Below are 22164 nucleotides of genomic sequence, written 5' to 3'. Positions count from 1 at the left end.
AAAAAGGATGTGAGCATAATGGGAAATAATCAAATGCTGGTTTTTCAGGCAATCACAAAGTATCATCATGCGACGATGGTTGAGCTGGTAAGGGAAAGCAATCTTTCATCTCCTGTTGTAAAACAGATCTTAGAAGAAATGGAATCACGGGGATATGTTGAAAAACAGATGTTGAATACATCTTCCAAAGGTAGAAATGCCAATGTATATAGTTTAAATCATAAGAAATTTATGATTTTGGGATTATTTATTGATGAGCGAACAGTGGATATATCCATACGAGATGCTTTATCACATACGCATTATGAAAACCATCTCTATCTGAAAGAAACAAAAGAACTGGAAGATTTTATTGTGACACTGGTAGAACGTTTTGCGGTGACATGTGTCAGTGTTGCGGCTGCCGGTATCGTGGATGGTCTGTATTTTTATCGTAATCAAAAAGGAACGCTTGGTCAATTTGGCATATGCGAACAACTAAGCAAACGTTTGTCAATTCCTGTCATAATTCAAAATGATGTAAAAACGATGATGATGGGATATGTTGCCAATCATACAATGAAAGATCTAGCATATGTATATTTTAGTACGACAGGTGTAGGAAGCAGTTATTGTTTTCATAAACAGATGATACAGGGGGTTCATCATTACAGTGGAGAACTAGGAATGATTCCATTTTATGGAAAAAGTATCAATGAAATCATTCAATCTGGTGTAGATGATCAGTTAATGAAAAATATTATCACACAGATCATCACCATTGTATCGGTAACCATTGATCCACAATGTATCGTTATTGCAGGTAAAAATATTCCTTTTCATTTAGAAAAAGAAATCAAAGAAAGTTGTAAAACATATTTAGGGGATCGATATGATCTGCACTTAGAATTTCGCAATGTTCCATTACTTGATGTAATGGAGGGGGTTCATTATCTAGGAATCCAGCGTTTGTTTGAAGAATATGTAAAACAAGGTAAAAAAGCGTAATTTTCAGTTGACAAAGCGATACGAAATGAGTAAACTAAAAGTACATCCGATGAAAAAGAGCATGTGCATGGATGTTTAGATAGAGAAGAAAACCTTGGCTGGAAGTTTTCACTAGACGATTGCATGATGGACACTTTGGAGGAGTTATCAGGAAATGGATAACCGTAGTTCTTGCGTTAAAGATAAAAGTGCATTCGTTATGAATGAAGTTAGGTGGTACCGCGTGAACAACGTCCTTTCATGTAAAGGACGTTTTTTTTAGGATGAACGTGGTGATAACATATGATAAAAAGGAGGAAATCAGTATGAACTATCAGGTCCCAAGAGGAACACAGGATGTATTGCCAAAGGATATTAGTAAATGGCACCAGATTGAAGAAATGATCCGTCAGTTTTGTTATGTATACAACTTTGAAGAAATCCGTACACCAATTTTTGAGCACACTAACGTATTCAAAAGAGGAAATGACTCCAGTGATATGGTCAATAAAGAAATGTATACTTTTACATTGGAAAACAGCTCCACATCATTGACACTTCGCCCAGAAGGAACAGCTGGTGTTGTCAGAAGCTTCGTGGAAAATAAAATGTTTGGATATCCGGATTTACCAATGAAAATGTATTATGTCGGTCCACAGTGCCGTCATGAACGTCCACAGAAAGGCAGAATGAGAATCTTCAACCAGTTTGGTGTGGAGGTCGTCGGCGCAAAAAGTCCAATGCTAGATGTAGAAGCCATCGCTTTAGGGTATTCATTTTTATCTGCTGTTGGTTTACAGGATATGAAGGTATTAATTAATACTTTGGGTGATGATGCATCACGTGATGCTTATCGTACGGCATTAAAAGAACACTTTAAAGACGGTATTAAGGATATGTGTGGAGATTGTCAACGTCGTTATGAACAAAATCCTTTACGTATCTTAGATTGTAAAGTCGATCATGATTCTGAATTAATGAAAACAGCGCCTAAGATGAGTGATTATCTTACAGAAGAGAGTAAAGCTTATTTTCAGGCAGTATTAGATGGCTTGGATGCACTGGGTATCCCATATGAAATTGAGGATACATTAGTACGTGGGTTAGATTATTATACACACACCGTATTTGAAATCGTAAGTGAAAATAAAGAAATGGGTGCACAGTCTACTGTACTTGCTGGTGGCCGTTATGATGGACTGGTTGAATATTTTGGTGGTCCTGAAAAGATGAGTGGTATTGGATGGGCACTAGGTATTGAACGTTTGATTATCGCATGTGAAGCAGAAGGTATCGTATTAGGTGAAGATGAAGGCTTGGATGCTTATGTATTATGTTTATCACCAAAGGTACAAATTGAAGCTTTACAGATTGTTACAGAGTTAAGAGCTGCCGGTTATCGCAGTGAATGTGAATTCTTAAATCGTTCATTTAAAGCGCAGTTTAAAACTGTAGAGCGCAAGAAAGCTAAGACTGCAATCATCGTTGGTGAAAAGGATATTGAACAGGGTACCGTCAATATCAAAAATATCGCTACACAAACACAACAGACAGTTGCATTAGATGGTGTTGTGGATGCAATGGATGCATTGTTTGGTGAAGAAGAACATGAACATGTTTGTACATGTGAAGATGGAAACTGTACATGTGGACAGCATAAAGAATAGGAGAATAAGCATGAAAAGAACACATACAAATGGAGAATTAAGATTATCCAATGTGAATGAACAGGTGACACTTATTGGTTGGGTCGCAAAACGCAGAAATTTTGGCGCACTTGTTTTCATTGATTTACGTGATCGCTCTGGTATCACACAGCTGGTATTCAATGAAGAACTGGCAAAACAGATCAGTGACGTACGTAATGAATACATATTACAGGTAAGCGGCATTGTTGTGGAACGTAAAGATAAGAACCCAAAACTTGCGACAGGGGATATCGAAATCCAGGTAGAAGAAGTTACCATCGTAAATAAAGCAGAAACTACGCCAATCATTGTTGCGGATGAAACAGATGCATTGGAAGATACACGTTTGAAATATCGTTATCTTGATTTAAGAAGAAGTCCGATACAAAAGAATCTGATGCTTCGCCATCAGGTCACAATGATCACAAGAAACTTCTTGTCAGATCATGGATTCTTGGAAATTGAAACACCAATCCTATGTAAGTCTACACCAGAAGGTGCTCGTGACTATTTGGTCCCAAGTCGTGTAAGTCCTGGAGAATTTTATGCACTTCCACAATCACCACAGATTTATAAACAATTATTGATGGTGGGTGGATTAGAAAAATATTTCCAGATCGCAAGATGTTTCCGTGATGAAGATTTACGTGCAGACCGTCAGCCTGAGTTTACACAGATCGATATTGAAATGAGCTTTATCGAAGAAGAAGATATCTGGAATATTACAGAAGAACTGATGCGCAAGATATTTAAAGAAATCAAACATGTGGATCTTCCTGAATTTGTACGTATTCCATATGATGAATGTATGGAACGCTTTGGAAGCGATAAACCTGATATGCGTTTTGGTATGGAATTGTGCAATGTAAATGATATTTTTGCGAACACAACCTTTAAGATTTTCGCAGACGTATTAGAAAATAAAGGCGTTATTCAGGCAATGGTTGTGAAAGGCGGCGCAGATAAATTCTCACGTAAAGATTTAGACAAGCTGCAGGAATTTGTAAAAGTATATGGCGCAAAAGCGCTGGCGTATTTAAAACTTGCGAATGGGGAATTCAGTGGCTCTGTCGCAAAAGTTGTAAGTGATGAAGAAAAAGCTGTACTAAAAGCACAGCTTGGTTTAGAAGATAATGATTTATTGTTCATGGTTGCGGCTAAGAAAAAAGTTGCCCAAACATCACTTGGTGCCTTAAGAAACAAGCTTGGTCATGATTTAAATCTGATCGATGAATCAAAATTCGCCTTCCTTTGGGTCACAAACTTCCCAATGTTTGAATATGTAGAAGAAGAGGATCGATATGTTGCGGCACATCATCCATTCACTTGTCCAAATTTAGAAGATGTAGATAAACTAATGAGTGATCCGGCAAATTGCTATTCTCGTGCATATGACCTTGTATTAAATGGCTATGAACTGTTAAGTGGTTCTATCCGTATTCATGATCAAGAACTTCAAAAGAAAGTCTTTGAAGCAATTGGCATGTCTTTAGAAGAAGCTTATAATAAATTTGGATTCTTCATTGATGCATTTAAATATGGTACACCTCCACATGGTGGTGTAGGTATTGGATTAGAGCGTTTGGTCATGATTCTGGCAGGAACTGACAATATCCGTGATGTTGTCGCATTCCCTAAAACAGCTAGTGCATCTGATCTAATGAGTGAAGCACCAAGTCCGGTATATGATGAACAATTGAAGGAATTGCATATTGGTATTACACATCCTGTAAAAGAACACTAATGAATATATAAAAAAAATCGGTTGAAAAATCGATTTTTTTTATTTTTAAAATGGAGTTTATTGAAAAATGGTTAAAGATTATCTTTTAATTTCCAAAATGATGACACGACATACATATATAATCTATTTTTTTATTATATTTCAAAAAAATGAAAACGTTTGCTTTTTTATTAAAACTGATATATTATTAATTATATGGTAAGCAAAATCATATTAGATTAATATTTAAAGGATTCCACAATGTAAGAAAGGAGATTTCTATGATTTCATTAAACAACATAACAAAACAATTTGGAAAGCATGTCGTTTTACAAGATTTAAGCCTTGAGTTTGAGGCAAACAATATGTATGCCATCACTGGTGTAAGCGGCTGTGGCAAGAGCACCTTATTAAATATCATTGGAAAATTGGATAAACCAACACAAGGAGAAGTTTTATATCATCAAAAGCCAATTAAGAACGTAAGAAATTATTTACGAAGTGAAATTGGTTATTTGTTTCAAAATTATGCGTTGATCGAAGAACAAAATGTAGAAAAAAATTTAAAAATCGCTTTGGCTTATCAAAAAAATAAAGAAAAATCTATATCTCAGGTACTCGAAACTGTTGGACTGAGTGGCTATGAAAAGCAAATGATTTATGAATTAAGTGGTGGAGAACAACAACGAGTAGCATTGGCAAGAATTTTGTTAAAGCCATGTAATGTGGTATTAGCAGATGAACCGACCGGAAATTTAGATGAAAAAAATCGTGATGAAGTTATCGAAATATTAAAAGGGATGAAAAAAGAAGGAAAATGTGTGATTATTGCGACTCATGATCCATTTGTGGCAAATGCATGTGATCATATCATCACATTGGAAAAACATAAATGAAAAAAGTGCTGATTCTTGTATGGCTGTTCATATCTGCAATTATGGGGTATATGTCTATACAAACAGTTTCTAAAATAGATCAACAAAGAAGTTTTTCCTTCCTTTATACGAACGATAATGTGTGGCGATACAATATCGCTAATGATACAAATAAAGATATCACTAATCAATTACAACAATTCGCCAAAGAAGAACACTTAAATATGTTTTTTACAAAAACGAAAAAAATATTTTATCCTAATATGCCAGTGCAAGAAGAATTTGAAGCCATTGTGGGTAATCCTCAACAGATGAATGAAATTTGTTCTGATTGGGAGAATGATCATCAATGTCAAATTGAATTTAGTGATAAAAAAAATCAGGTAACAATTAAAAATTATGAAAATATTGATCCTACAATATTTTACATAAGTGGAAACATACAAGAACTAACTGATATACAAACAAAGTTATCTAAATTATTTCCAGATATGAAAGTAACAACTGAAGAAATGCCGGGATATGAGATTCACAATAGTCTAGTTGTATCCATGATTGGCACAGTATTTATGGAAGATACAAAACCCTATCTGGTTGCCATTATTGTTTTACTAGTTATCACATTATTATATTTTGTCGATCAGAGCAAAACGTTTGCTGTAAAAAATCTTCATGGATATGCATTTATACGGACATATTTAGATGAGATGAAAGAAATTATAAAAATAGGTTGTATTTGTACTGTTATCATATTCGGTATAAAAATCATCTATCTGTTTATAATGAAAACAGCATTTAAAAACATTTTGTTTTACCTATGGATAAATTTACTTTCTGTTTTGTTTTTGTTTATTCTATATTTGCTGCTCAGCTTCCCAAGCTTATATTTGTGCACAAGACAAAAAATTGTTAATTTATTAAAGGGAAAGTTAAATTTAAGACCAGCCAAAATAACCATTTCGGTTTTAAAAGTAATCTTGGTCTCTTTATGTATTGTGAGTAGTTGTGAATATATGTTCAGTATTGAAAGGGCATATCATAATATTCAGCATAAAGAAGTGTATGAAAAATTATGTACAGGTTTTTCTAAGATTCAGTTAGATGAGAACTGGAACTATGAATTTGATGATAATAATTATTTCACAAACACAGTAGATGCACTGAGTAAGAAATATGAACTAATTTATTGGAGAGAAAGGATTAGTGTCGCAACAAACGTAGAAATCGACTTATATGATGAAATTGGTCGTACAACGAATTATGAGTATATCAACCGTCTTAAGTTGATAGATGTAGATGGAAATGTCGTACATATTGAACCTCAAAGCGGAAAACATCTACTTATGAGTGAAAAATATAAAGATCAGCAAAAAGAAATTGAAAAAGTATATCCAATATTATCGACTTATGTGACATATTTAAAAGAAGATCAACCAATATTCTTGTTTGATGTACAAGATAAAAAATATGCGACAGGAAAAGGAGAGGATTACGTCTTATTTACAGATACACAATTACTGACATCTTCCATGAATCAATCATATATATATTTTAAAGCAACACCAGAGGAGTTGAAAGCAACACTTCAGGAAGCTGGTATAAAAAATCATCTTTTATATGATGATTTAGCTGTTTTAAGCAATTATGAATATGATCGTTGGATGAAACGAGCAGAAAATGATATTTTCAATTTTCTAGTCTATTTTACAATGATTATAGTCATTCTTAGTATGGACATAAGTTTCTATAAGAAAAGTAACTGGAAACAAATCATGGTAAGACAGTTATTAGGATATAGTGAACGAAGGATTCATCGTAAAAAGATATTGAAAGAAATTGGCTTTATACTCATAGAATGTATACTATCCTATTTTATCATGTTTGTATATGGACATAACGGATATTATACAGATTACTTTATTTTCATGATGATTACAATTACAGTTTTAGATTTTATAATGTTTAGTGTATCCATGTATTTGATGAACCGAAATACGCTTCAGGAAAATCTGAAAAAATAAAGACCAAATGGAGAATAATAATAGGAAATCATAAACGAAAAGAGATTTCTAAAATGATGAGTATCATTAATCATTTTAAAAATCTTTTTTCATCTGTAATTAGAAAAATTGTACTTTATACTATTGTGCTTTTTTCATACACTCTTCAGGTAATTTATCATCACGAAAACCTTTAAATACCGGTTGACGAAGGCCACCTTGTTTTGTATATTCCATAAACTTAACGGTACCAACTAGAAATGGCTTGATCCATATCGCATTTTCATTTCCTTCAGGATAAATATCAAATGGACAGTCTTCACTTTTCTTACTGTGCGTTTGTAGATAGGAAAGGGAAACACCCATACTGACATGCCCCATATAGGTAAGATGTTGATGATCATATTGTGCCATTACCAGTGAAACAACACCTTTTTCTTTTAAAATATATCCTGTAATCACAAAGTCATCATCTAAAAGATTTTTACATTTGATCCATTCTTTTGTACGTTTATCTATATGATATTTGCTTTCCTTGCGTTTGGCAACGATGCCTTCTAATCCATGTTGTTTCGCCAAATCAAACAAACGGATGCCATCTTTTTCAATATAGCGGCTGATATTGATTCTTTCATTTTCTTTGATGATTTTTGATAAATGCTGCTTTCTTTTCATCAAGGGTAGATCCACAAGAAATTGATCTTTATCATATAAGATATCAAATGCTGTAAAGGTAGCTGGATATTTGGAAGCATGCAGCCTGATTTTGAAAGGATCACTTGTTAGAGTACGTTTCTGTACTTCAAAGAAATCGTTGATGCCATCTTTGAAAATATATAACTCACCATCCAGAATACAACGGTGCTTTACTTGTTTGCCAATATCTTTTAACTCTGGAAACTTTCGATTCAATAATAATCCACGTTTATTTTGCAAGACAGCTTTATGCTCATCTACATAAACCAGACAGCGAACACCATCCATCTTCCATTCATAGATATAATCTTCATCATCAAATGCCGGCTGTTCAACACCAATCAACATAGGGCGGATATCCCGTTTATCAAAGTCCATCAGTGAGTAACCCGCCGTCTTCTACCTTTGGCTTTTGGCTTACTTTGCGCAATAGACTGTTGTAAAGCTTCCATTAAATCCATTGGTGTAATGTTATCTTTACGTGCATCACTGCCATGGACAACATCATCTCCATGAATTTTAGCTTCAATGGCTTCTTTTAAACGTTCCTGAAACTCATCATGATATAACTCTGGTTCAAATGGTTTCTTCATACTTTCAATCAATTGTTTTGCCATATCTTTTTCAGCTTTTTCAATTTTTGGATGTGTAAGAGTTTTAGGCATATCCACAATTTCATCATCATAAAATAATGTTTTCACTAAAATGCCTTCCTCTTCTGGACATAATGCCAATAGTGTTTCCTTTGTGCCAATCACGGTTTTCGCAATAGCGACAACACCTAGATCCTTCATTGCGGCATATAATAACTCATATGCTTTTTCCGCATGTTTTTCAGGTATCGCATAATAGTTTTTTTCATAGAAAATATCGCGTATCCCTTCCAGCTCACTGAACTGAAGGATATGAATGGTACGATCTTTTTCTGCCTTTAATTCTTCAATTTCATCATTTGTCATAATGACATACTTATCCTTTTCATATTGGTATCCTTTCACGATATCATCACTTTTTAATTCTTTCTGACAATTAGGACAATATTTCTTATATTTGACACGTTCTTTCGTATCCTTGCATAACTGATTAAAAGAAATATCATTATCCTGTGTTGTACGATACATTTGGATAGGAATATGTACAAGTCCAAATGAAATAGCGCCTTTATGTGCGACTGCCATGTTATCACCTCTATATTATTCTGTAAGGTTTTTGACAAATCATTCCATGAAGATAGGAAACAATCAGCAAGTGAGGAAACAGCACGATTTAGAACAAGAAAAAAAATAATGTCAAGGGGTATATTTTTTTAGAAACCATGATATACTATATTTGTCCAAGAGGTATACATTTTTCCTACACTTAGAGATAAGGGAGCCCGGACGTCGCATTTTTGTGTTGAAGACCTGCTACGTGCAGGGATCCTGAAAATTTGCGCAGGACACCCACCTGTATATACAGGGAAAGATCTCTCCTCTTGGACTTAAAAAAGCAGATGAAGAATGTTTCATCTGCTTTTTTTATGCTTTATTGATATGACGGGAAATATAATATATTAAAGGGGGGATACTAAATAGATTTGTAATAAAAAATTATATTTTCATAAAATATTGTTTCGTTTATTTTTACTTTTTATTTCCGTACGGTAATGTTATAATGAAGCCATATCATACAAACATTCAGGAGGATTTTTATGGACGCAAAAGAACGTTTTATCAACATATATAAAGAGATGATTCATCGTGAAGGCAGTGATAAATTGTTAGATTATTTATTAAGTGAACACTGTGATTTTTTCACTGCTCCCGCTTCTACCAGATTTCATGGCGCATATCCACAAGGACTTCTTGAGCATAGTTTAAACGTTTATGACTGTCTTTGTGATTATTTATCAAGAGAGCGGGCAAAGCAGGTTTATCATATGAATTATTCAGATGAAACAATCGCAATCGTGGCCCTGTTACATGATATCTGTAAGGTCAACTGTTATAAGGAAAGTACACGGAATGTGAAGGTGAACGGTACATGGACACAGGTACCATATTATGAATTTGATGATCAACTGCCATATGGGCATGGAGAAAAAAGTGTATACATCATCACAGGCTTTATGCGTTTAAGCAGGGAAGAAGCATTCGCAATTCGCTATCATATGGGATTTAGCGGTAATGATGAAGTAAGAAATGTTGGACAAAGCTTTGAACAGTTTCCATTATCTTTTGCATTAAGCTGTGCGGATATGGAGGCAACTTATTATATTGAAGGAAAGTAAAAACGATGTGATTTGATTACACATCGTTTTCTTTCATCATTTTTTCAAAAGGATCTTCCTCATCATCCTGCAGCTTATGCCATAGATCTACTTGCTTTTCATTGCTTAACATATGTACGAAATTACCTTTTGCCATTGGATATTTTTCATATAGCTCTTTCAACATGTCTTTCATTTCCTGTCGTTCTGTATAACCATCATTTGGACAGGTGCTTTTCACAAAAGGGATTTCATTATTGCATTGTGCATTTAAAATATCTTCTTCAAAGCAGTAAATCAAAGGACGTATAAACATCACATCGGTACGTGACATATACATCTTTGGTAAGAATGTCGCAATCTTGCCACCATGGATCATATTCATAAATAAAGTTTCTACAGCATCATTGCTGTGATGACCAAATGCGATTTTATTACAGTTGAGCTTTTTGGCTTCTTCAATGACAGAAGCCTTTTTGAATTTTGAACACAGACTGCATTTTAAATCGCCGTTTTTATCCAGATTACGTTGTAAGATTTTATATATCATAGAATCAAAGCTGTGAAATTCTATGCTTTCACGTTCACAGAAAGCTTCTACTTCTGAAAAATCCATATTGGGAAAACCGATTTTGATATGAATACCAACAACATGAAAGTTTTTACCCTGAAATTTTGAATACATATGTAACGCCGCAAGCAGTACCATACTGTCTTTTCCACCGCTTACCCCAACCGCAATACGATCACCATCCTGAATCATACGATAATCCTGATCCGCTTTCCTGATATTGCGTAATATCTCCTGTAATTTCATATTTTTACACATCCTTACATAACGTACAACATTATAGCATGCTTTTGTTTAAATCTGGAATGTAAATTTTTAAGATGACATAGAAAATTCAGGCTTTTTTTCTATCATAACAAAATACGAATAGATAGCTATTTCATTTCGTTTGTTGTATAATAAAGAACGGTGATAACATGGATGGAATTTTAGTAATTCATAAAGAAGCGGGTATGACAAGTCATGATGTTGTAGCCCAGCTAAGAAGAATTTTACATATAAAAAAAATCGGACATAGTGGAACCTTGGATCCACAAGCAACCGGTGTTTTATTGGTACTGGTAGGCAAGGCATGTAAAGCATTGCCTTATTTAGAGGATACAGATAAAGAATATATCGCAACCATGCGTTTGGGAGAAAAATATGATACTGATGACATCTGGGGAGCGTTACAGGAAACAAGAGAAGTAATGCCAATCCAGAATTTTGATTCTGTATTACAAACGTTTCAAGGGAATATCAAACAATATCCGCCAATGGTCAGCAGTGTTCGGGTCAATGGCAGAAAACTATATGAATATGCAAGAAATCATGAAACGGTGGAACGTCCTTTAAGAGATGTCACGATTTATGATATTGAAGCATTAGATGATCAAAAACTAGAGTTTCGTGTTGCTTGCAGTTCTGGTACATATATTCGCTCTTTATGTGTGGATATCGCAGAGAAAACAGGCAATCTTGGCTGTATGTCATCTTTGGTGCGCACAAAAGTAGGCAGATTTTCTTTAAACGATGCCTGTACATTAGATGATGCGAGAAATGGAAATTTCAAATTACATACCTTAATGGATATGTTTGCGGGATATACACAAATCGCATATGAACCCATTCAGGATGTTTTTAATGGGAAGAAAATTAAACTGCAATGTGATGCTGATGAAGTCATGATTACGCATAATCAGGAAATTGTTGCTGTTTATCAAAGAGTGGAAAACGATGTATATCGTTGTGCACGTGGATTATGGTAGGTGAAAGAATGAAGATATATCATATAGGAATCGATCATGGAGATGAGATAAAAACACCAATTACAGCATGTATCGGATATTTTGACGGTTTGCATTTGGGACATCAAAAACTGGTAGAATGTGTTGTGGAAACGGCTAAAAATACAAATACGGAGCCTTCTTTGATTACATTTGAACCAGACCCATGGAAGGTAATTAAACATATGGAACATATCCCGCACATAACACCAATGAAAAAACGTATGCAGATTGGAGAATCGCTGGGAATCAAAAATTGGATCATCTTGGATTTCACAAAAAGCATGGCAAATTTAAGTGTAGAAGGATTTCATCAGGAAGTACTTGGAAAATTAAATCTACATACACTTGTATGCGGATATGATTTCCATTATGCCGGCATGGGCAAAGGAAACGTAGATACGCTGAAAAGTCAAAGAGAATTTGAGGTAAAAGTTGTTGAAGAAGTTGACAGTGAACATCAAAAAATATCCAGTACTCGTATAGAAAAACTGCTGGAAGATGGAAGAATGGAGAAAGCAGCTGCCATTATGGGGAGAGCTTATGAAATCGAAGGACATGTAAAAGAAGGAAACCATATTGGCAGAACTGTAGGCTTTCCTACAGCTAATCTATTAATGGATGATCATTATATAACACCAAAACAAGGTGTTTATGTCGGTGAAGTTTTATGTAAAGGAATATGGTATCCTGCGATTATGAATGTAGGGCATAACCCAAGCTTTAATTATCAAAAGGATACATCTATGGAAGCGCATCTATTAGATTTTCAGGATGACATCTATGGAGAAGCAGTTGTTTTTCGCTTTCTGTCGTTTTTAAGAGAAGAATGTCGTTTTCCTGGGAAAGACGCATTCATGGAACAGTTAAAGAAAGATGAACAGACTGCCCGTACATATTTCCAAAAGAGAAAGGAAGGATCAGCATGCGTTTAAAGGTATTTGATACCATTGATTCTACGTTGGATTTATTAGAGAAAAACCATTCCTTTTATCGTGAAGTAGAAGATGAATTACATGAATACATTGAATTTTTGATGCGTGGAAAACGAGAGATGGTTGTGGATATCAATTCCCGTATAAAATCAAAAGACAGTTTACGTGAAAAAATCATACGTAATCGTTTCTACGTAGAAAACAACAGTGCTCAGGAGATATTAGACAGCTTGAGTGATCTGGTTGGATTTATTATCGAATGTCGTTTTATCGAGGATGAATTTAATGTATTAAAAGTGTTACGGGATAAGCTGAATCGTTTCCATGAAGAAGATGGTTATTACTATAATGAAGTAAATCCAAATTTCTTTTTAGATGTTGCGTCCCGTCAGCCGCAGATTCAAAAAAATGGTTTTGCGATTTATCGTATTGACGGCTATTATTTAAAAGATGGCATGCGTGTGAATGTAGAACTGCAAATTAAGGCACTGGTACATTCCTTCTGGGGCGAGATTGAACATAAACTGGTATATAAGAATACCAACTACTATGTATATGATGATTTCATGAAAGATCTACTGGCAAGTATCAAGGCGAATTTAACCATTACAGATCGTCAGTTGAATATCATTTATAATCAGATGCAGGAATCCAGTGTGAGTGATACAAGCATTACAGAAGGCACATTTGAAAAACAGATATCCAAAGCAATCAATGACTTATTCGCAAGAAAAATGAATGAATCCATTGGTTTTACCATGAATATCAAAAATACTTCTACCATACTGGGCCATTATATCTTTTTAAAGGATATCCGCTATGATGGAGGTAGTAATGATCGTGTAACCTCTTTATTCAAGACGTTTAAAAAGCTGAACAGTATTGATCTGGATTTTGAAAATGAAATAGAAATTGAGGAAGAATTCTTATCACAGGATATTTTTATTCATATCCTGGGCAACTATTTGTTAAGTATTATCAATACCGATTATGATTGGTATGTATTCTTCAATATGCTGTTTGCGATAGAGCCTGGAAACAATATGGAAGATTTCTGTATGTTTTTAAATGTAATCAAAAATTATCTTGTGGATAATTATTGGTTAAATACAAGCTTTGTGAAACTGCCTATGGATCAAAGTGATCTGTTGCATGAAGAGTGTAGTAAGATCTTAGCAGAATCTTTATGTGAGATTGGTACGATTCATATTATCTATGATGATAAAATGGTCGCTATCAATCATGCTTTTGTGACATTCATTGAAGAACTGGAAGGTCGTGTTATTTCTTATTCAGATTTTATGGAATATCGCAATGCCTATTATGATGAATGGATGAAACGTGTATATCAGATTTTTCAGTCTTAAGAGTGGAGATTTTCCACTCTTTTTTTGTCATAACCCTTCTAATGAAAACATAGGATAGAACAAGACAGGAGGGCAAGACCATGAATAAACAGGCATTGGCATTTCTAACAATGTTTTCTCTGGTGCTCATGTTATCTGTGTATTATGTAACATTACCATCTGATTCCACAAGCGTGATGAGCAATCAGACAGCCAGCGGGGAACAAGAAGATTCCAAGGACAGCGAACAGGAAAATACATCCAAACAGGATAATGAGAAAAAGGATTCTGCAGAAGAATTACAGGATCAAATCGATCAGAAGAAAGAAACACAGATCAATGACAATAACCAGGTGGTTGCGGATAAGGACAGTGAAGAAAAAGATAAGGAAGATGCTTTATCGACCATGGAAGAAGTAAAAAGCGAACAACAGTTACAAACAGATATCAAGAATGCCTTAACAAAACAAAAGCTGAACAGTGCTGTAGAAATCAAGGATACCACTTGTACCATAACCATTTTTGATACAAAAGCCGATAAGAAAACAGCCGCAAATATCATGAAAACTGCCAAGGATATCGTAAAAAATCAATATCTGATTGAAGTAGCCTTTAAATAATGAAACAGACTGTGTAAAAGCAGTCTTTTCTATTGACTTCATCCATTTATAACGTTATATTCAAAGAAGAAAGAAGGCGCTTATGATGAGCATATTAGATCATCCTTTTCTTCAGTTTTTCAAGCCGTTACCAAAAGGTGAAAAGCTGAAACATGATTTCATCATTCAATTCAAGAATGGGGTACACATTAACAGGAAAACATTTAATGCTTGTCCAACAGGACTACAAAGTGGTCCATGGGATCCATATGCGGATGGTTTTCGTGGTCATACCAGCATGGAGGAAGATGCATTGATAAAAGGATTTGCGAATGATCTGCATATCCAGGTAGATGATATACAAATCATTCGTGTATCGAATGGTTGGAATTTTGTGAAAGTGTAGAGCACAATGGGTAAATAAAACGTTGAATAAGAAAGCCTGTTCTGTTATAATATCCATAGAAGGTGATGAATATGGCACAAGAATATATAGCATTAAAAGAAAACAACGACGTTGGTGTGATTGCATTAAGCACAGCAGCTTTCCAAGCAATAGCAAAGAATGTGATTGATGAAGAAGAAAATCTGAAGCTGGCAGCTGGAAGTAAACCATTTAAATATCCATTATCATGCAAGATCGTAAATGATCAGCTGATTTTGAACTTGGATGTGAAAGTGAAATACAGTGTGAATGTAAATGATACCTGCAGTAAGGTACAAGGTAAGATCTTTGAGAATATTGAACATATGACTGGATATACTCCGGATGTAATTGATATCCGTGTCGTTGGCTTTATATTTTAAAAGAAATCCTTACAGGATTTCTTTTTTTCGTGAAAGGAGTGAATGATATGGCAGTTACATTAGATGATTGTCTGGTCATTGGGATCAGTTCCAGAGCATTGTTTGATTTAGATGAAGAAAACCGCATCTTTGATGAACAAGGGTTGACAGCGTATGCCCAATATCAGATTGAACATGAAAATGATATATTAAAACCAGGCAGTGGCTTTGCGTTGGTAAAGGCTTTGTTAAAGCTGAATGAAGATAAGCATCGCGTGGAAATCATTATTATGTCAAGAAACAGTGCAGATACTTCTTTACGTATTTTTAACAGTATCGCCCATTACAAACTGGGAATCTCTCGTGCAGTACTTGCGGGAGGAAGCTCTTTGGCAGAATATCTTGGCGCATTTGGTGTAGATTTGTTTTTGAGTGCCAATGAAGGTGATGTAGAAGATGCAATCAATGCAGGCTTTGCGGCTGGAAGAATCTATACAGATCCTATCCGTAAGCCGGAAGTATATAAAGACATTGACCAGATACGTATCGCATTTGATGGAGATGCTGTATTGTTCTCGGATGAAAGCGAGCGTATCTTTCAAAAGGATGGATTGGAAGCATTCGTGGAAAATGAAAAGCGTCTTGCGAAAAAAGAACTACCACAAGGCCCGTTTGCCCATTTTCTTAAGACAATTTCTGATCTTCAAAAACAATTTCCACATGATGCATCACCGATTCGTACAGCACTTGTGACTGCACGAAATGCCCCTGCACATGAACGTGTCATACGAACACTGCGGGCGTGGGATGTAAGAATTGATGAAGCATTCTTTTTAGGTGGTTTACCAAAGAAAGATATATTAGAGGCTTTTCATCCACATATCTTCTTTGATGATCAGGAGGTACATGCCAAGCCGGCAAGCAGCGTAGTTCCAAGCGCGCAGGTCCCTTATCGAAAATAAGAAAACCATAGCACAAGAATAGAAATATATGATGAAACTATGATAAAATAACATATGAGCGGAGGATTTATATTATGGCAAGCAGACATCAGTTAAGAGAAAAAGGCATGACATGTCTTTATCAACATTTATTATTGAACAAAGATATCAAACTGGCATTATATGACAACTGTGAAGGAAATGAAGTAGATCCTTTCCTTTATACAATTACAGTGGATGCAATTACTTATAAAGATGTATATATTGATAAAATCAATGAAAGACTAAATGAGGAATGGACATTTGCACGTCTGGGTTTTGTGGAACAGGCAATTTTATTAATGGCTTGTTGCGAACTGGATTTGGAAACAGCACCAAAACCTATCGTTATTGATGAGGCAATTACACTTGCGAAAAAATATTGTGATGATGAAGCATATAAATTGATCAATGGAGTTTTAGATCGTCTATGAGTAAACCAATGTACAGTGTCGCTGGACTTGTAAAATATATCAAGGGTTCCCTTGATCATGATATGAATCTTCAAAGTATCCTGGTCAAAGGGGAAGTGAGTAATTTTACGAATCATCGAAGCGGTCATTGGTACTTTTCCTTAAAAGACAATAAAGCAAAAATCAGTTGCGTCATGTTTTCTTCTTATGCATGCAGATGTAAAATGCTATTGAAAGAAGGCATGAAAGTCATTGTCAGCGCAAGTGTTTCCATGTATGAAGCAAGTGGAACGACACAATTATATGTCACTGCAGTACAGCAGGATGGACTGGGTGATTTGTTTTTACAATTAGAAGAAGTAAAAAACAGAATGCGTTTAGAAGGTTGTTTTGATGAAGCACGTAAGAAACCTTTACCTGCTTATCCAATGAATATCGCAATTATTACTGCTAAAACAGGTGCAGCTGTGCAGGATATTCTAACAACGATCTCCCGCAGATGGCCGATTTGTGAAGTAAGTGTATATCCAAGTTTAGTACAGGGTATCTCAGCCACTAAAAATCTGATTGAAAACCTTGAAAAGGCAGATGCGATGAAGCATGATGTCATACTACTAGCAAGAGGTGGAGGAGCGATTGAAGATTTGTGGTGCTTTAATGAAGAAGCATTGGCACGTGCTATTTTAAAATGTGAAACGCCAGTAGTTACTGGTGTTGGGCATGAAACAGATACCACTCTGGTAGATTATGTTTCTGATGCACGAGCACCAACACCTACTGCAGCAGCTGAACTGATTACTCCCAATATAGAAGAAGTAAAAAGTTCGCTTTCTGATATTAGAGTGCGTATGATACAGGATATGCGCCAGTTATATATGGAAAAGAAACATCAGCTGGTGCAGATAAAGGAAAACCGTTATTTAAAAGATCCTATGTCGTATATTATGAAAGAACAGATGACACTTGCCATGCATGTACAAAGTTTAGGTAAAGTGGAATCAATGATCAAAACACAGAAAAGTTCTTTACAACAATTATCCAATGCATTGGCAATCTATGCTAAAAAAATCGCCAGTGAAAATGAGAAACAAATGCAAAGTCAAAAAGATCTGTTGATCTATACGATGAAGCAGTTTGAAAATAAACAGAAACAGGCTTATGCCACAAAGCTATCTTTATTAGATGCGTATAGTCCTTTAAAGATCCTTGAAAGAGGCTATGCAATCACTTATCAGGATGATCATGTGGTAAAAAGCATCCATGATATAAAAGAAAATGATTTTATTCGTGTAAGAATGCAGGATGGTTTCATTCATGCAGATGTAAAGAAAAAGGAGGAATTATCATGACAACCAAAACACCATCATTTAAAAAATCAATGCTGCGTTTAAATGAAATCGTTGGCGCACTTGAAAAAAATGATTTGGAACTGGAAGAAGCAATCGCCCTGTTTGAAGAAGGACTTTCGCTTGTTCAAACATGTGATGGACAGTTAAAAAACTTTGAGAATAAAGTAGCCAGTCTGTTAGAAAGCTACCAGGAGGACGCAAACCATGAATAACTTTGAAGAATATTTACTACATACCTTGGATGGTGTGCAGGATTCTAAAGTCAAAGAAGCGATGAAGTATTCTTTGATGGCAGGAGGCAAACGTATACGTCCACGTTTATTGTTTGCGGTATTATCAGCATATGGTGTTCGTGAAGAAGCAGGTTATCCTGTAGCTGCTGCGATTGAAATGATTCATACATATTCTTTGATTCATGATGATCTTCCTGCAATGGATAATGATACCCTGCGCAGAGGAAAACCAACATGTCATGTACAATTTGATGAAGCAACTGCCATACTTGCAGGGGATGCTTTATTGACACAGGCATTTATCATCGCAAGTGAAGTAGATACAACTTCTGCATTAAAAGCAGATATCTTGCGTGCACTTGCTCAATACAGTGGTGCGGATGGTATGATTTTAGGACAAATTAAAGATATCGAAGGCGAAGCAAAAGCTTCTGTCACATTGGAAGAACTGCTGGATATCTTTGAATATAAGACAGGCAAGCTTTTAACACTGCCAATGGTATGTGCCTGCTTTATCGCAGAGCGTAAAGGTGATATCTCCGTATGGAAGAAAATTGGCCGTGCTATCGGCTTAAGCTTCCAGATTCAGGATGATATTTTGGATGTTACAAGTACCAAAGAAGAACTTGGAAAGAATATCCATAGTGATTTATCGAATGATAAGACCACTTATGTATCTCTTCGTGGAGTAGAGGGTGCACAGGTTGATGCACAGAAGTATTATGATGAAGCGATGGCAGAATTAAAGAGTCTGACCGTACATGATGAAAAAGTGACTGAGCTATTACAGTTATTAATCAACAGAAAACATTGAGAGGTGTCTTTTTATGAATATTTATGATATCAAAAGCCCGGATGATATCAAACACTGTTCCATCCCAGAATTAGAAGATCTGTGTGTGCAGATACGTGAGTTCTTAATTGACAGTGTATCAAAAACCGGAGGACATCTGTCTAGCAATCTTGGAATTGTGGAATTAAGTGTCGCCATGCACTATGTTTTTTCAACTCCACAGGATAAATTTCTGTTTGATGTTGGGCATCAGTCATATGTACATAAAATATTAACCGGTCGTGTTTCACAATTTCCAACCTTACGTCAATATAAAGGATTAGCAGGGTTTCAGAAACGTAATGAAAGCGAGCATGATGCCTGGGAGGCTGGACATTCCAGTACATCGCTGTCTGGTGCACTGGGTATGGCAATCGCAAGAGATCTGCGCCATGAAGATTTTGAAGTTGTTCCTGTGATAGGCGATGGTGCATTGAGCGGGGGCATGGCAATGGAAGCATTGAATCAGATTGGTGCGTTAAACAGCAAGATGGTCATCATCTTCAATGATAACAATATGTCCATATCAAAAAATGTCGGAGCAATGGATGAGGCGTTCACAAGACTGCGCACCAGCCGTCCATATAATAATCTGAAAGAGGACTTAAAAGGTGCTTTATCTGGCACAAAAACGGGTTCTGCAGTATTAAAAAGCATGCGCAGTGTGAAAAATGCTGTAAAAGCCAACGTAGTAGATACATCGATTTTTGGTGAATTTAATCTGGATTATATCGGCCCTGTAGATGGACATGATCTTCGTACCTTGATCAAAGTATTACATAATGCGAAAAATCATGATGGGCCAATTGTTGTTCATGTCATGACGAAAAAAGGAAAAGGATATTCCTTTGCGGAAGAGGATAAGGAAGGAAACTGGCATGGCGTTTCTCAATTTGATCCACAAAGTGGTCAAACACTTGCGAAGATGCCAGCAGGTCATTTAAGCTGGAGTGAAGTGATTTCCAAAACACTGATAGACTTAGCCCAACAGGATGAGCGTATCGTAGGAATTACGCCTGCGATGATTGGCGGCAGCAAACTGCGTGATTTTTTCAATGAATTTCCTGAGCGGGCATTTGACTGTGGCATTGCGGAAGAACATGCTATGACATTTGCGGCAGGGCTTGCCACAAGCGGCATTCGTCCTTTTATCTCCGTATACTCCTCATTCTTACAACGTGCATATGATCAAATCAATCACGATGTTGCTAGAATGGATTTACCTGTTGTCATTGGTATTGATCGTTGTGGTCTAGTTGGTGAAGATGGTGAAACCCATCATGGCGTTTTTGATATTACGATGCTCAGAAGTATTCCCAATATGATTTTATCACAGCCAAAAGATGCGATAGAGGCACAAAATCTAATGTATACAGCCTTCATGCAATCTCATCCTTTTACCATCCGGTATCCAAGGGGAAATACCCCTTATCAAAAGCTAAAGCATTATACACCACTTGAAATTGGCAGCTGGACCAGCTGGCAGATGGATACATATGAAGTCATCATTATCACTTATGGACCGGATGTTGATCGTATCATCTCAAAAGCCAAGGTGAATCAATTGCCAGTTAGAGTTGTGAATGCACGCTTCTTTAAACCAATCGATACCATGATGCTGGAAGAAATATGTGCACAGAAGAAGCCTGTCATCATTTATGAATCTGATATGCTGGCAGGAGGCTTATCCAGTGCAATTTTAGAATATGTCAATGATCATCATTTAGCTACAGAATTCATACGTTTGGGTATTCGTGATCATTATGTAACACATGGTTCTCTGCCACAGCTTCGTAAACTGGAGCATTTGGATATCAATTCCTTATGTGAACTGATATTAGATTTAATCAAGGAGAAACATCATGCGAATTGATCAATACTTAGTGGAACATGGCTATGTGACAACCCGAAGCAAGGCACAGGATGCGATTAAAGCACAACGTGTTTCTGTAAATCAGCACATCATAACAAAAAATAGTTTTCAAGTCAAAGATGAGGATGATGTTCAAGTGGCATCATCCCAGCTTTCTTTTGTGTCACGGGCTGGATTTAAGCTATATGATGTCATAGAAGATTTTCAATTAAACTTAAAAGATCGTATCTGTATGGATGTAGGTGCCAGTACGGGAGGATTTAGTGATGTCTGTCTGCGGGAAGGCGCAAAGCTTGTTTATGCACTAGATGTAGGAAGTGATCAATTAGATCCTGCATTAAGAAATGATCCTCGTATCATCAATATGGAGCATACCAATTGCCGCTATTTAACCAAAGATATGTTTGATCAGATCCCTACATTCGCCTGCATGGATGTATCCTTTATTTCTATCAAACTGATTCTTCCGGCTATCAAAGAAGTCATGGATGATGTAGAGCTTGTGGCATTAGTAAAACCACAATTTGAAGCAGGAAAAGAACATATCGGCAAACATGGAATTGTAAAAGATAAAAAAATTCATGTACAGGTGTTAAAAGATATGATATCCTATGTACAGGAAGTTGGATTATATGTGCACCATTTACAATCCAGCAGTATATTGGGGCGTGATGGAAATAAAGAATTTGTTATGCATATCAAATCTGAACCAACTAAGAAAAGTTTTGATTTAAAACGTATTGTAGAGGAACAAAAAATCATTCGTACATAAGCAAAGGTAGGTGT

Annotated in this window: 22 protein-coding genes; 19 read left to right on the top strand and 3 right to left on the bottom strand. The window is 35.8% G+C overall.

All coding sequences use genetic code 11. The features are described from left to right. Nucleotides 1–18: 18 nt before the first annotated feature. The 5 genes from DW114_RS10300 (at nucleotide 19) to DW114_RS10280 (ending at nucleotide 7273) form a co-directional block, all read left to right on the top strand. Nucleotides 19–987 carry an ROK family transcriptional regulator gene (locus DW114_RS10300; protein WP_117453668.1) on the top strand — a complete coding sequence of 323 codons (969 nt, stop codon included), beginning with the start codon at nucleotides 19–21 and terminating at the stop codon, nucleotides 985–987. A gap of 305 nt (nucleotides 988–1292) precedes the next feature. Continuing rightward, complete coding sequence (gene hisS, locus DW114_RS10295) at nucleotides 1293–2633, top strand: histidine--tRNA ligase (protein ID WP_117453667.1); 1341 nt, start codon at nucleotides 1293–1295, stop codon at nucleotides 2631–2633. 10 nt (nucleotides 2634–2643) lie between these two features. Next, complete coding sequence (gene aspS, locus DW114_RS10290; protein WP_117453666.1) at nucleotides 2644–4398, top strand: aspartate--tRNA ligase; 1755 nt, start codon at nucleotides 2644–2646, stop codon at nucleotides 4396–4398. 260 nt (nucleotides 4399–4658) lie between these two features. After that, nucleotides 4659–5273, top strand: coding sequence for a putative bacteriocin export ABC transporter (locus DW114_RS10285; protein ID WP_117453665.1), 615 nt, complete (start codon nucleotides 4659–4661; stop codon nucleotides 5271–5273). Continuing rightward, nucleotides 5270–7273, top strand: a complete 2004-nt coding sequence (locus tag DW114_RS10280; protein WP_117453664.1) for a hypothetical protein — start codon at nucleotides 5270–5272, stop codon at nucleotides 7271–7273. Before DW114_RS10285 ends, DW114_RS10280 begins: the two co-directional genes overlap by 4 nt. Nucleotides 7274–7393: 120 nt before the next feature. Here the strand turns inward: DW114_RS10280 and DW114_RS10275 are convergent, their stop codons facing one another. Together DW114_RS10275 and DW114_RS10270 are read right to left on the bottom strand one after the other, a co-directional pair. Continuing rightward, on the bottom strand, nucleotides 7394–8326 hold the full coding sequence (locus tag DW114_RS10275) for an RNA ligase family protein (protein WP_117453663.1): 933 nt from the start codon (nucleotides 8324–8326) through the stop codon (nucleotides 7394–7396). Continuing rightward, nucleotides 8326–9126 carry a Ku protein gene (locus tag DW114_RS10270; protein WP_117453662.1) on the bottom strand — a complete coding sequence of 267 codons (801 nt, stop codon included), beginning with the start codon at nucleotides 9124–9126 and terminating at the stop codon, nucleotides 8326–8328. Before DW114_RS10270 ends, DW114_RS10275 begins: the two co-directional genes overlap by 1 nt. Nucleotides 9127–9638: 512 nt before the next feature. Here DW114_RS10270 and DW114_RS10265 point away from each other — a divergent pair. After that, nucleotides 9639–10217 (top strand): hydrolase, encoded by a 579-nt coding sequence (locus tag DW114_RS10265; protein WP_117453661.1) that lies wholly within the window; start codon nucleotides 9639–9641, stop codon nucleotides 10215–10217. A gap of 16 nt (nucleotides 10218–10233) precedes the next feature. On the opposite strand, the gene DW114_RS10260 is transcribed toward DW114_RS10265, so the two are convergent. Further along, nucleotides 10234–11013, bottom strand: coding sequence for an ATP-binding protein (locus DW114_RS10260; protein ID WP_117453660.1), 780 nt, complete (start codon nucleotides 11011–11013; stop codon nucleotides 10234–10236). 170 nt (nucleotides 11014–11183) lie between these two features. Between DW114_RS10260 and truB the strand changes: the two genes are divergently transcribed. The 13 genes from truB (at nucleotide 11184) to DW114_RS10195 (ending at nucleotide 22150) form a co-directional block, all read left to right on the top strand. Then, on the top strand, nucleotides 11184–12014 hold the full coding sequence (truB, locus tag DW114_RS10255) for a tRNA pseudouridine(55) synthase TruB (protein ID WP_117453659.1): 831 nt from the start codon (nucleotides 11184–11186) through the stop codon (nucleotides 12012–12014). Between the two features lie 8 nt (nucleotides 12015–12022). Further along, on the top strand, nucleotides 12023–12967 hold the full coding sequence (gene ribF / locus DW114_RS10250; RefSeq protein WP_117453740.1) for a riboflavin biosynthesis protein RibF: 945 nt from the start codon (nucleotides 12023–12025) through the stop codon (nucleotides 12965–12967). Beyond that, nucleotides 12958–14334 carry a RelA/spoT family protein gene (locus tag DW114_RS10245; protein ID WP_117453658.1) on the top strand — a complete coding sequence of 459 codons (1377 nt, stop codon included), beginning with the start codon at nucleotides 12958–12960 and terminating at the stop codon, nucleotides 14332–14334. Before ribF ends, DW114_RS10245 begins: the two co-directional genes overlap by 10 nt. An 80-nt stretch (nucleotides 14335–14414) precedes the next feature. Beyond that, nucleotides 14415–14933: a stage III sporulation protein AH gene (locus DW114_RS10240; RefSeq protein ID WP_117453657.1), complete on the top strand. Its 519-nt coding sequence runs from the start codon at nucleotides 14415–14417 to the stop codon at nucleotides 14931–14933. Nucleotides 14934–15018: 85 nt separating this feature from the next. After that, the gene (locus DW114_RS10235; protein ID WP_117453656.1) at nucleotides 15019–15318 is read left to right on the top strand and encodes a hypothetical protein; all 300 of its coding nucleotides are present in this window, start codon (nucleotides 15019–15021) and stop codon (nucleotides 15316–15318) included. A gap of 71 nt (nucleotides 15319–15389) precedes the next feature. Beyond that, nucleotides 15390–15719 carry an Asp23/Gls24 family envelope stress response protein gene (locus DW114_RS10230; protein WP_117453655.1) on the top strand — a complete coding sequence of 110 codons (330 nt, stop codon included), beginning with the start codon at nucleotides 15390–15392 and terminating at the stop codon, nucleotides 15717–15719. A gap of 47 nt (nucleotides 15720–15766) precedes the next feature. After that, nucleotides 15767–16660, top strand: a complete 894-nt coding sequence (locus DW114_RS10225) for a 5'-nucleotidase (protein ID WP_117453654.1) — start codon at nucleotides 15767–15769, stop codon at nucleotides 16658–16660. A gap of 74 nt (nucleotides 16661–16734) precedes the next feature. Next, complete coding sequence (locus DW114_RS10220) at nucleotides 16735–17112, top strand: transcription antitermination protein NusB (RefSeq protein WP_117453653.1); 378 nt, start codon at nucleotides 16735–16737, stop codon at nucleotides 17110–17112. Beyond that, complete coding sequence (xseA, locus tag DW114_RS10215) at nucleotides 17109–18440, top strand: exodeoxyribonuclease VII large subunit (protein WP_117453652.1); 1332 nt, start codon at nucleotides 17109–17111, stop codon at nucleotides 18438–18440. Before DW114_RS10220 ends, xseA begins: the two co-directional genes overlap by 4 nt. Further along, on the top strand, nucleotides 18437–18652 hold the full coding sequence (xseB, locus tag DW114_RS10210) for an exodeoxyribonuclease VII small subunit (protein WP_117453651.1): 216 nt from the start codon (nucleotides 18437–18439) through the stop codon (nucleotides 18650–18652). The genes xseA and xseB overlap by 4 nt, the downstream gene beginning before the upstream one ends. Next, entirely contained in the window at nucleotides 18645–19487 is an 843-nt protein-coding gene (locus tag DW114_RS10205) for a polyprenyl synthetase family protein (protein ID WP_117453650.1), read from the top strand. The genes xseB and DW114_RS10205 overlap by 8 nt, the downstream gene beginning before the upstream one ends. A gap of 13 nt (nucleotides 19488–19500) precedes the next feature. Continuing rightward, complete coding sequence (gene dxs, locus DW114_RS10200) at nucleotides 19501–21378, top strand: 1-deoxy-D-xylulose-5-phosphate synthase (protein WP_117453649.1); 1878 nt, start codon at nucleotides 19501–19503, stop codon at nucleotides 21376–21378. After that, a complete protein-coding gene (locus DW114_RS10195; protein ID WP_117453648.1) occupies nucleotides 21368–22150 on the top strand; it encodes a TlyA family RNA methyltransferase in 783 nt (260 codons plus the stop codon). The genes dxs and DW114_RS10195 overlap by 11 nt, the downstream gene beginning before the upstream one ends. Nucleotides 22151–22164: the final 14 nt, after the last annotated feature.

It is taken from the genome of Absiella sp. AM09-50 (assembly GCF_003433845.1).
In the GTDB taxonomy this organism is placed as follows: Bacteria; Bacillota_I; Bacilli_A; order Erysipelotrichales; family Erysipelotrichaceae; genus Hoskinsella; species Hoskinsella hominis.
Note: the sequence above shows the minus strand (reverse complement) of the source record. Positions and strands in the feature narration are given on the sequence as shown.

Bases quoted from the DNA above. Each gene is read 5' to 3' on its own strand.
- dxs (WP_117453649.1), top strand. From the start codon at position 19,501: ATGAATATTTATGATATCAAAAGCCCGGATGATATCAAACACTGTTCC.
- DW114_RS10225 (WP_117453654.1), top strand. From the start codon at position 15,767: ATGGCAGTTACATTAGATGATTGTCTGGTCATTGGGATCAGTTCCAGA.
- aspS (WP_117453666.1), top strand. From the start codon at position 2,644: ATGAAAAGAACACATACAAATGGAGAATTAAGATTATCCAATGTGAAT.
- DW114_RS10230 (WP_117453655.1), top strand. From the start codon at position 15,390: ATGGCACAAGAATATATAGCATTAAAAGAAAACAACGACGTTGGTGTG.
- DW114_RS10265 (WP_117453661.1), top strand. From the start codon at position 9,639: ATGGACGCAAAAGAACGTTTTATCAACATATATAAAGAGATGATTCAT.
- DW114_RS10205 (WP_117453650.1), top strand. From the start codon at position 18,645: ATGAATAACTTTGAAGAATATTTACTACATACCTTGGATGGTGTGCAG.
- DW114_RS10195 (WP_117453648.1), top strand. From the start codon at position 21,368: ATGCGAATTGATCAATACTTAGTGGAACATGGCTATGTGACAACCCGA.
- DW114_RS10235 (WP_117453656.1), top strand. From the start codon at position 15,019: ATGAGCATATTAGATCATCCTTTTCTTCAGTTTTTCAAGCCGTTACCA.
- DW114_RS10300 (WP_117453668.1), top strand. From the start codon at position 19: ATGGGAAATAATCAAATGCTGGTTTTTCAGGCAATCACAAAGTATCAT.
- DW114_RS10275 (WP_117453663.1), bottom strand. From the start codon at position 8,326: ATGGACTTTGATAAACGGGATATCCGCCCTATGTTGATTGGTGTTGAA.
- truB (WP_117453659.1), top strand. From the start codon at position 11,184: ATGGATGGAATTTTAGTAATTCATAAAGAAGCGGGTATGACAAGTCAT.
- xseB (WP_117453651.1), top strand. From the start codon at position 18,437: ATGACAACCAAAACACCATCATTTAAAAAATCAATGCTGCGTTTAAAT.
- hisS (WP_117453667.1), top strand. From the start codon at position 1,293: ATGAACTATCAGGTCCCAAGAGGAACACAGGATGTATTGCCAAAGGAT.
- DW114_RS10270 (WP_117453662.1), bottom strand. From the start codon at position 9,126: ATGGCAGTCGCACATAAAGGCGCTATTTCATTTGGACTTGTACATATT.
- DW114_RS10240 (WP_117453657.1), top strand. From the start codon at position 14,415: ATGAATAAACAGGCATTGGCATTTCTAACAATGTTTTCTCTGGTGCTC.
- xseA (WP_117453652.1), top strand. From the start codon at position 17,109: ATGAGTAAACCAATGTACAGTGTCGCTGGACTTGTAAAATATATCAAG.
- DW114_RS10280 (WP_117453664.1), top strand. From the start codon at position 5,270: ATGAAAAAAGTGCTGATTCTTGTATGGCTGTTCATATCTGCAATTATG.
- DW114_RS10260 (WP_117453660.1), bottom strand. From the start codon at position 11,013: ATGAAATTACAGGAGATATTACGCAATATCAGGAAAGCGGATCAGGAT.
- DW114_RS10285 (WP_117453665.1), top strand. From the start codon at position 4,659: ATGATTTCATTAAACAACATAACAAAACAATTTGGAAAGCATGTCGTT.
- ribF (WP_117453740.1), top strand. From the start codon at position 12,023: ATGAAGATATATCATATAGGAATCGATCATGGAGATGAGATAAAAACA.
- DW114_RS10245 (WP_117453658.1), top strand. From the start codon at position 12,958: ATGCGTTTAAAGGTATTTGATACCATTGATTCTACGTTGGATTTATTA.
- DW114_RS10220 (WP_117453653.1), top strand. From the start codon at position 16,735: ATGGCAAGCAGACATCAGTTAAGAGAAAAAGGCATGACATGTCTTTAT.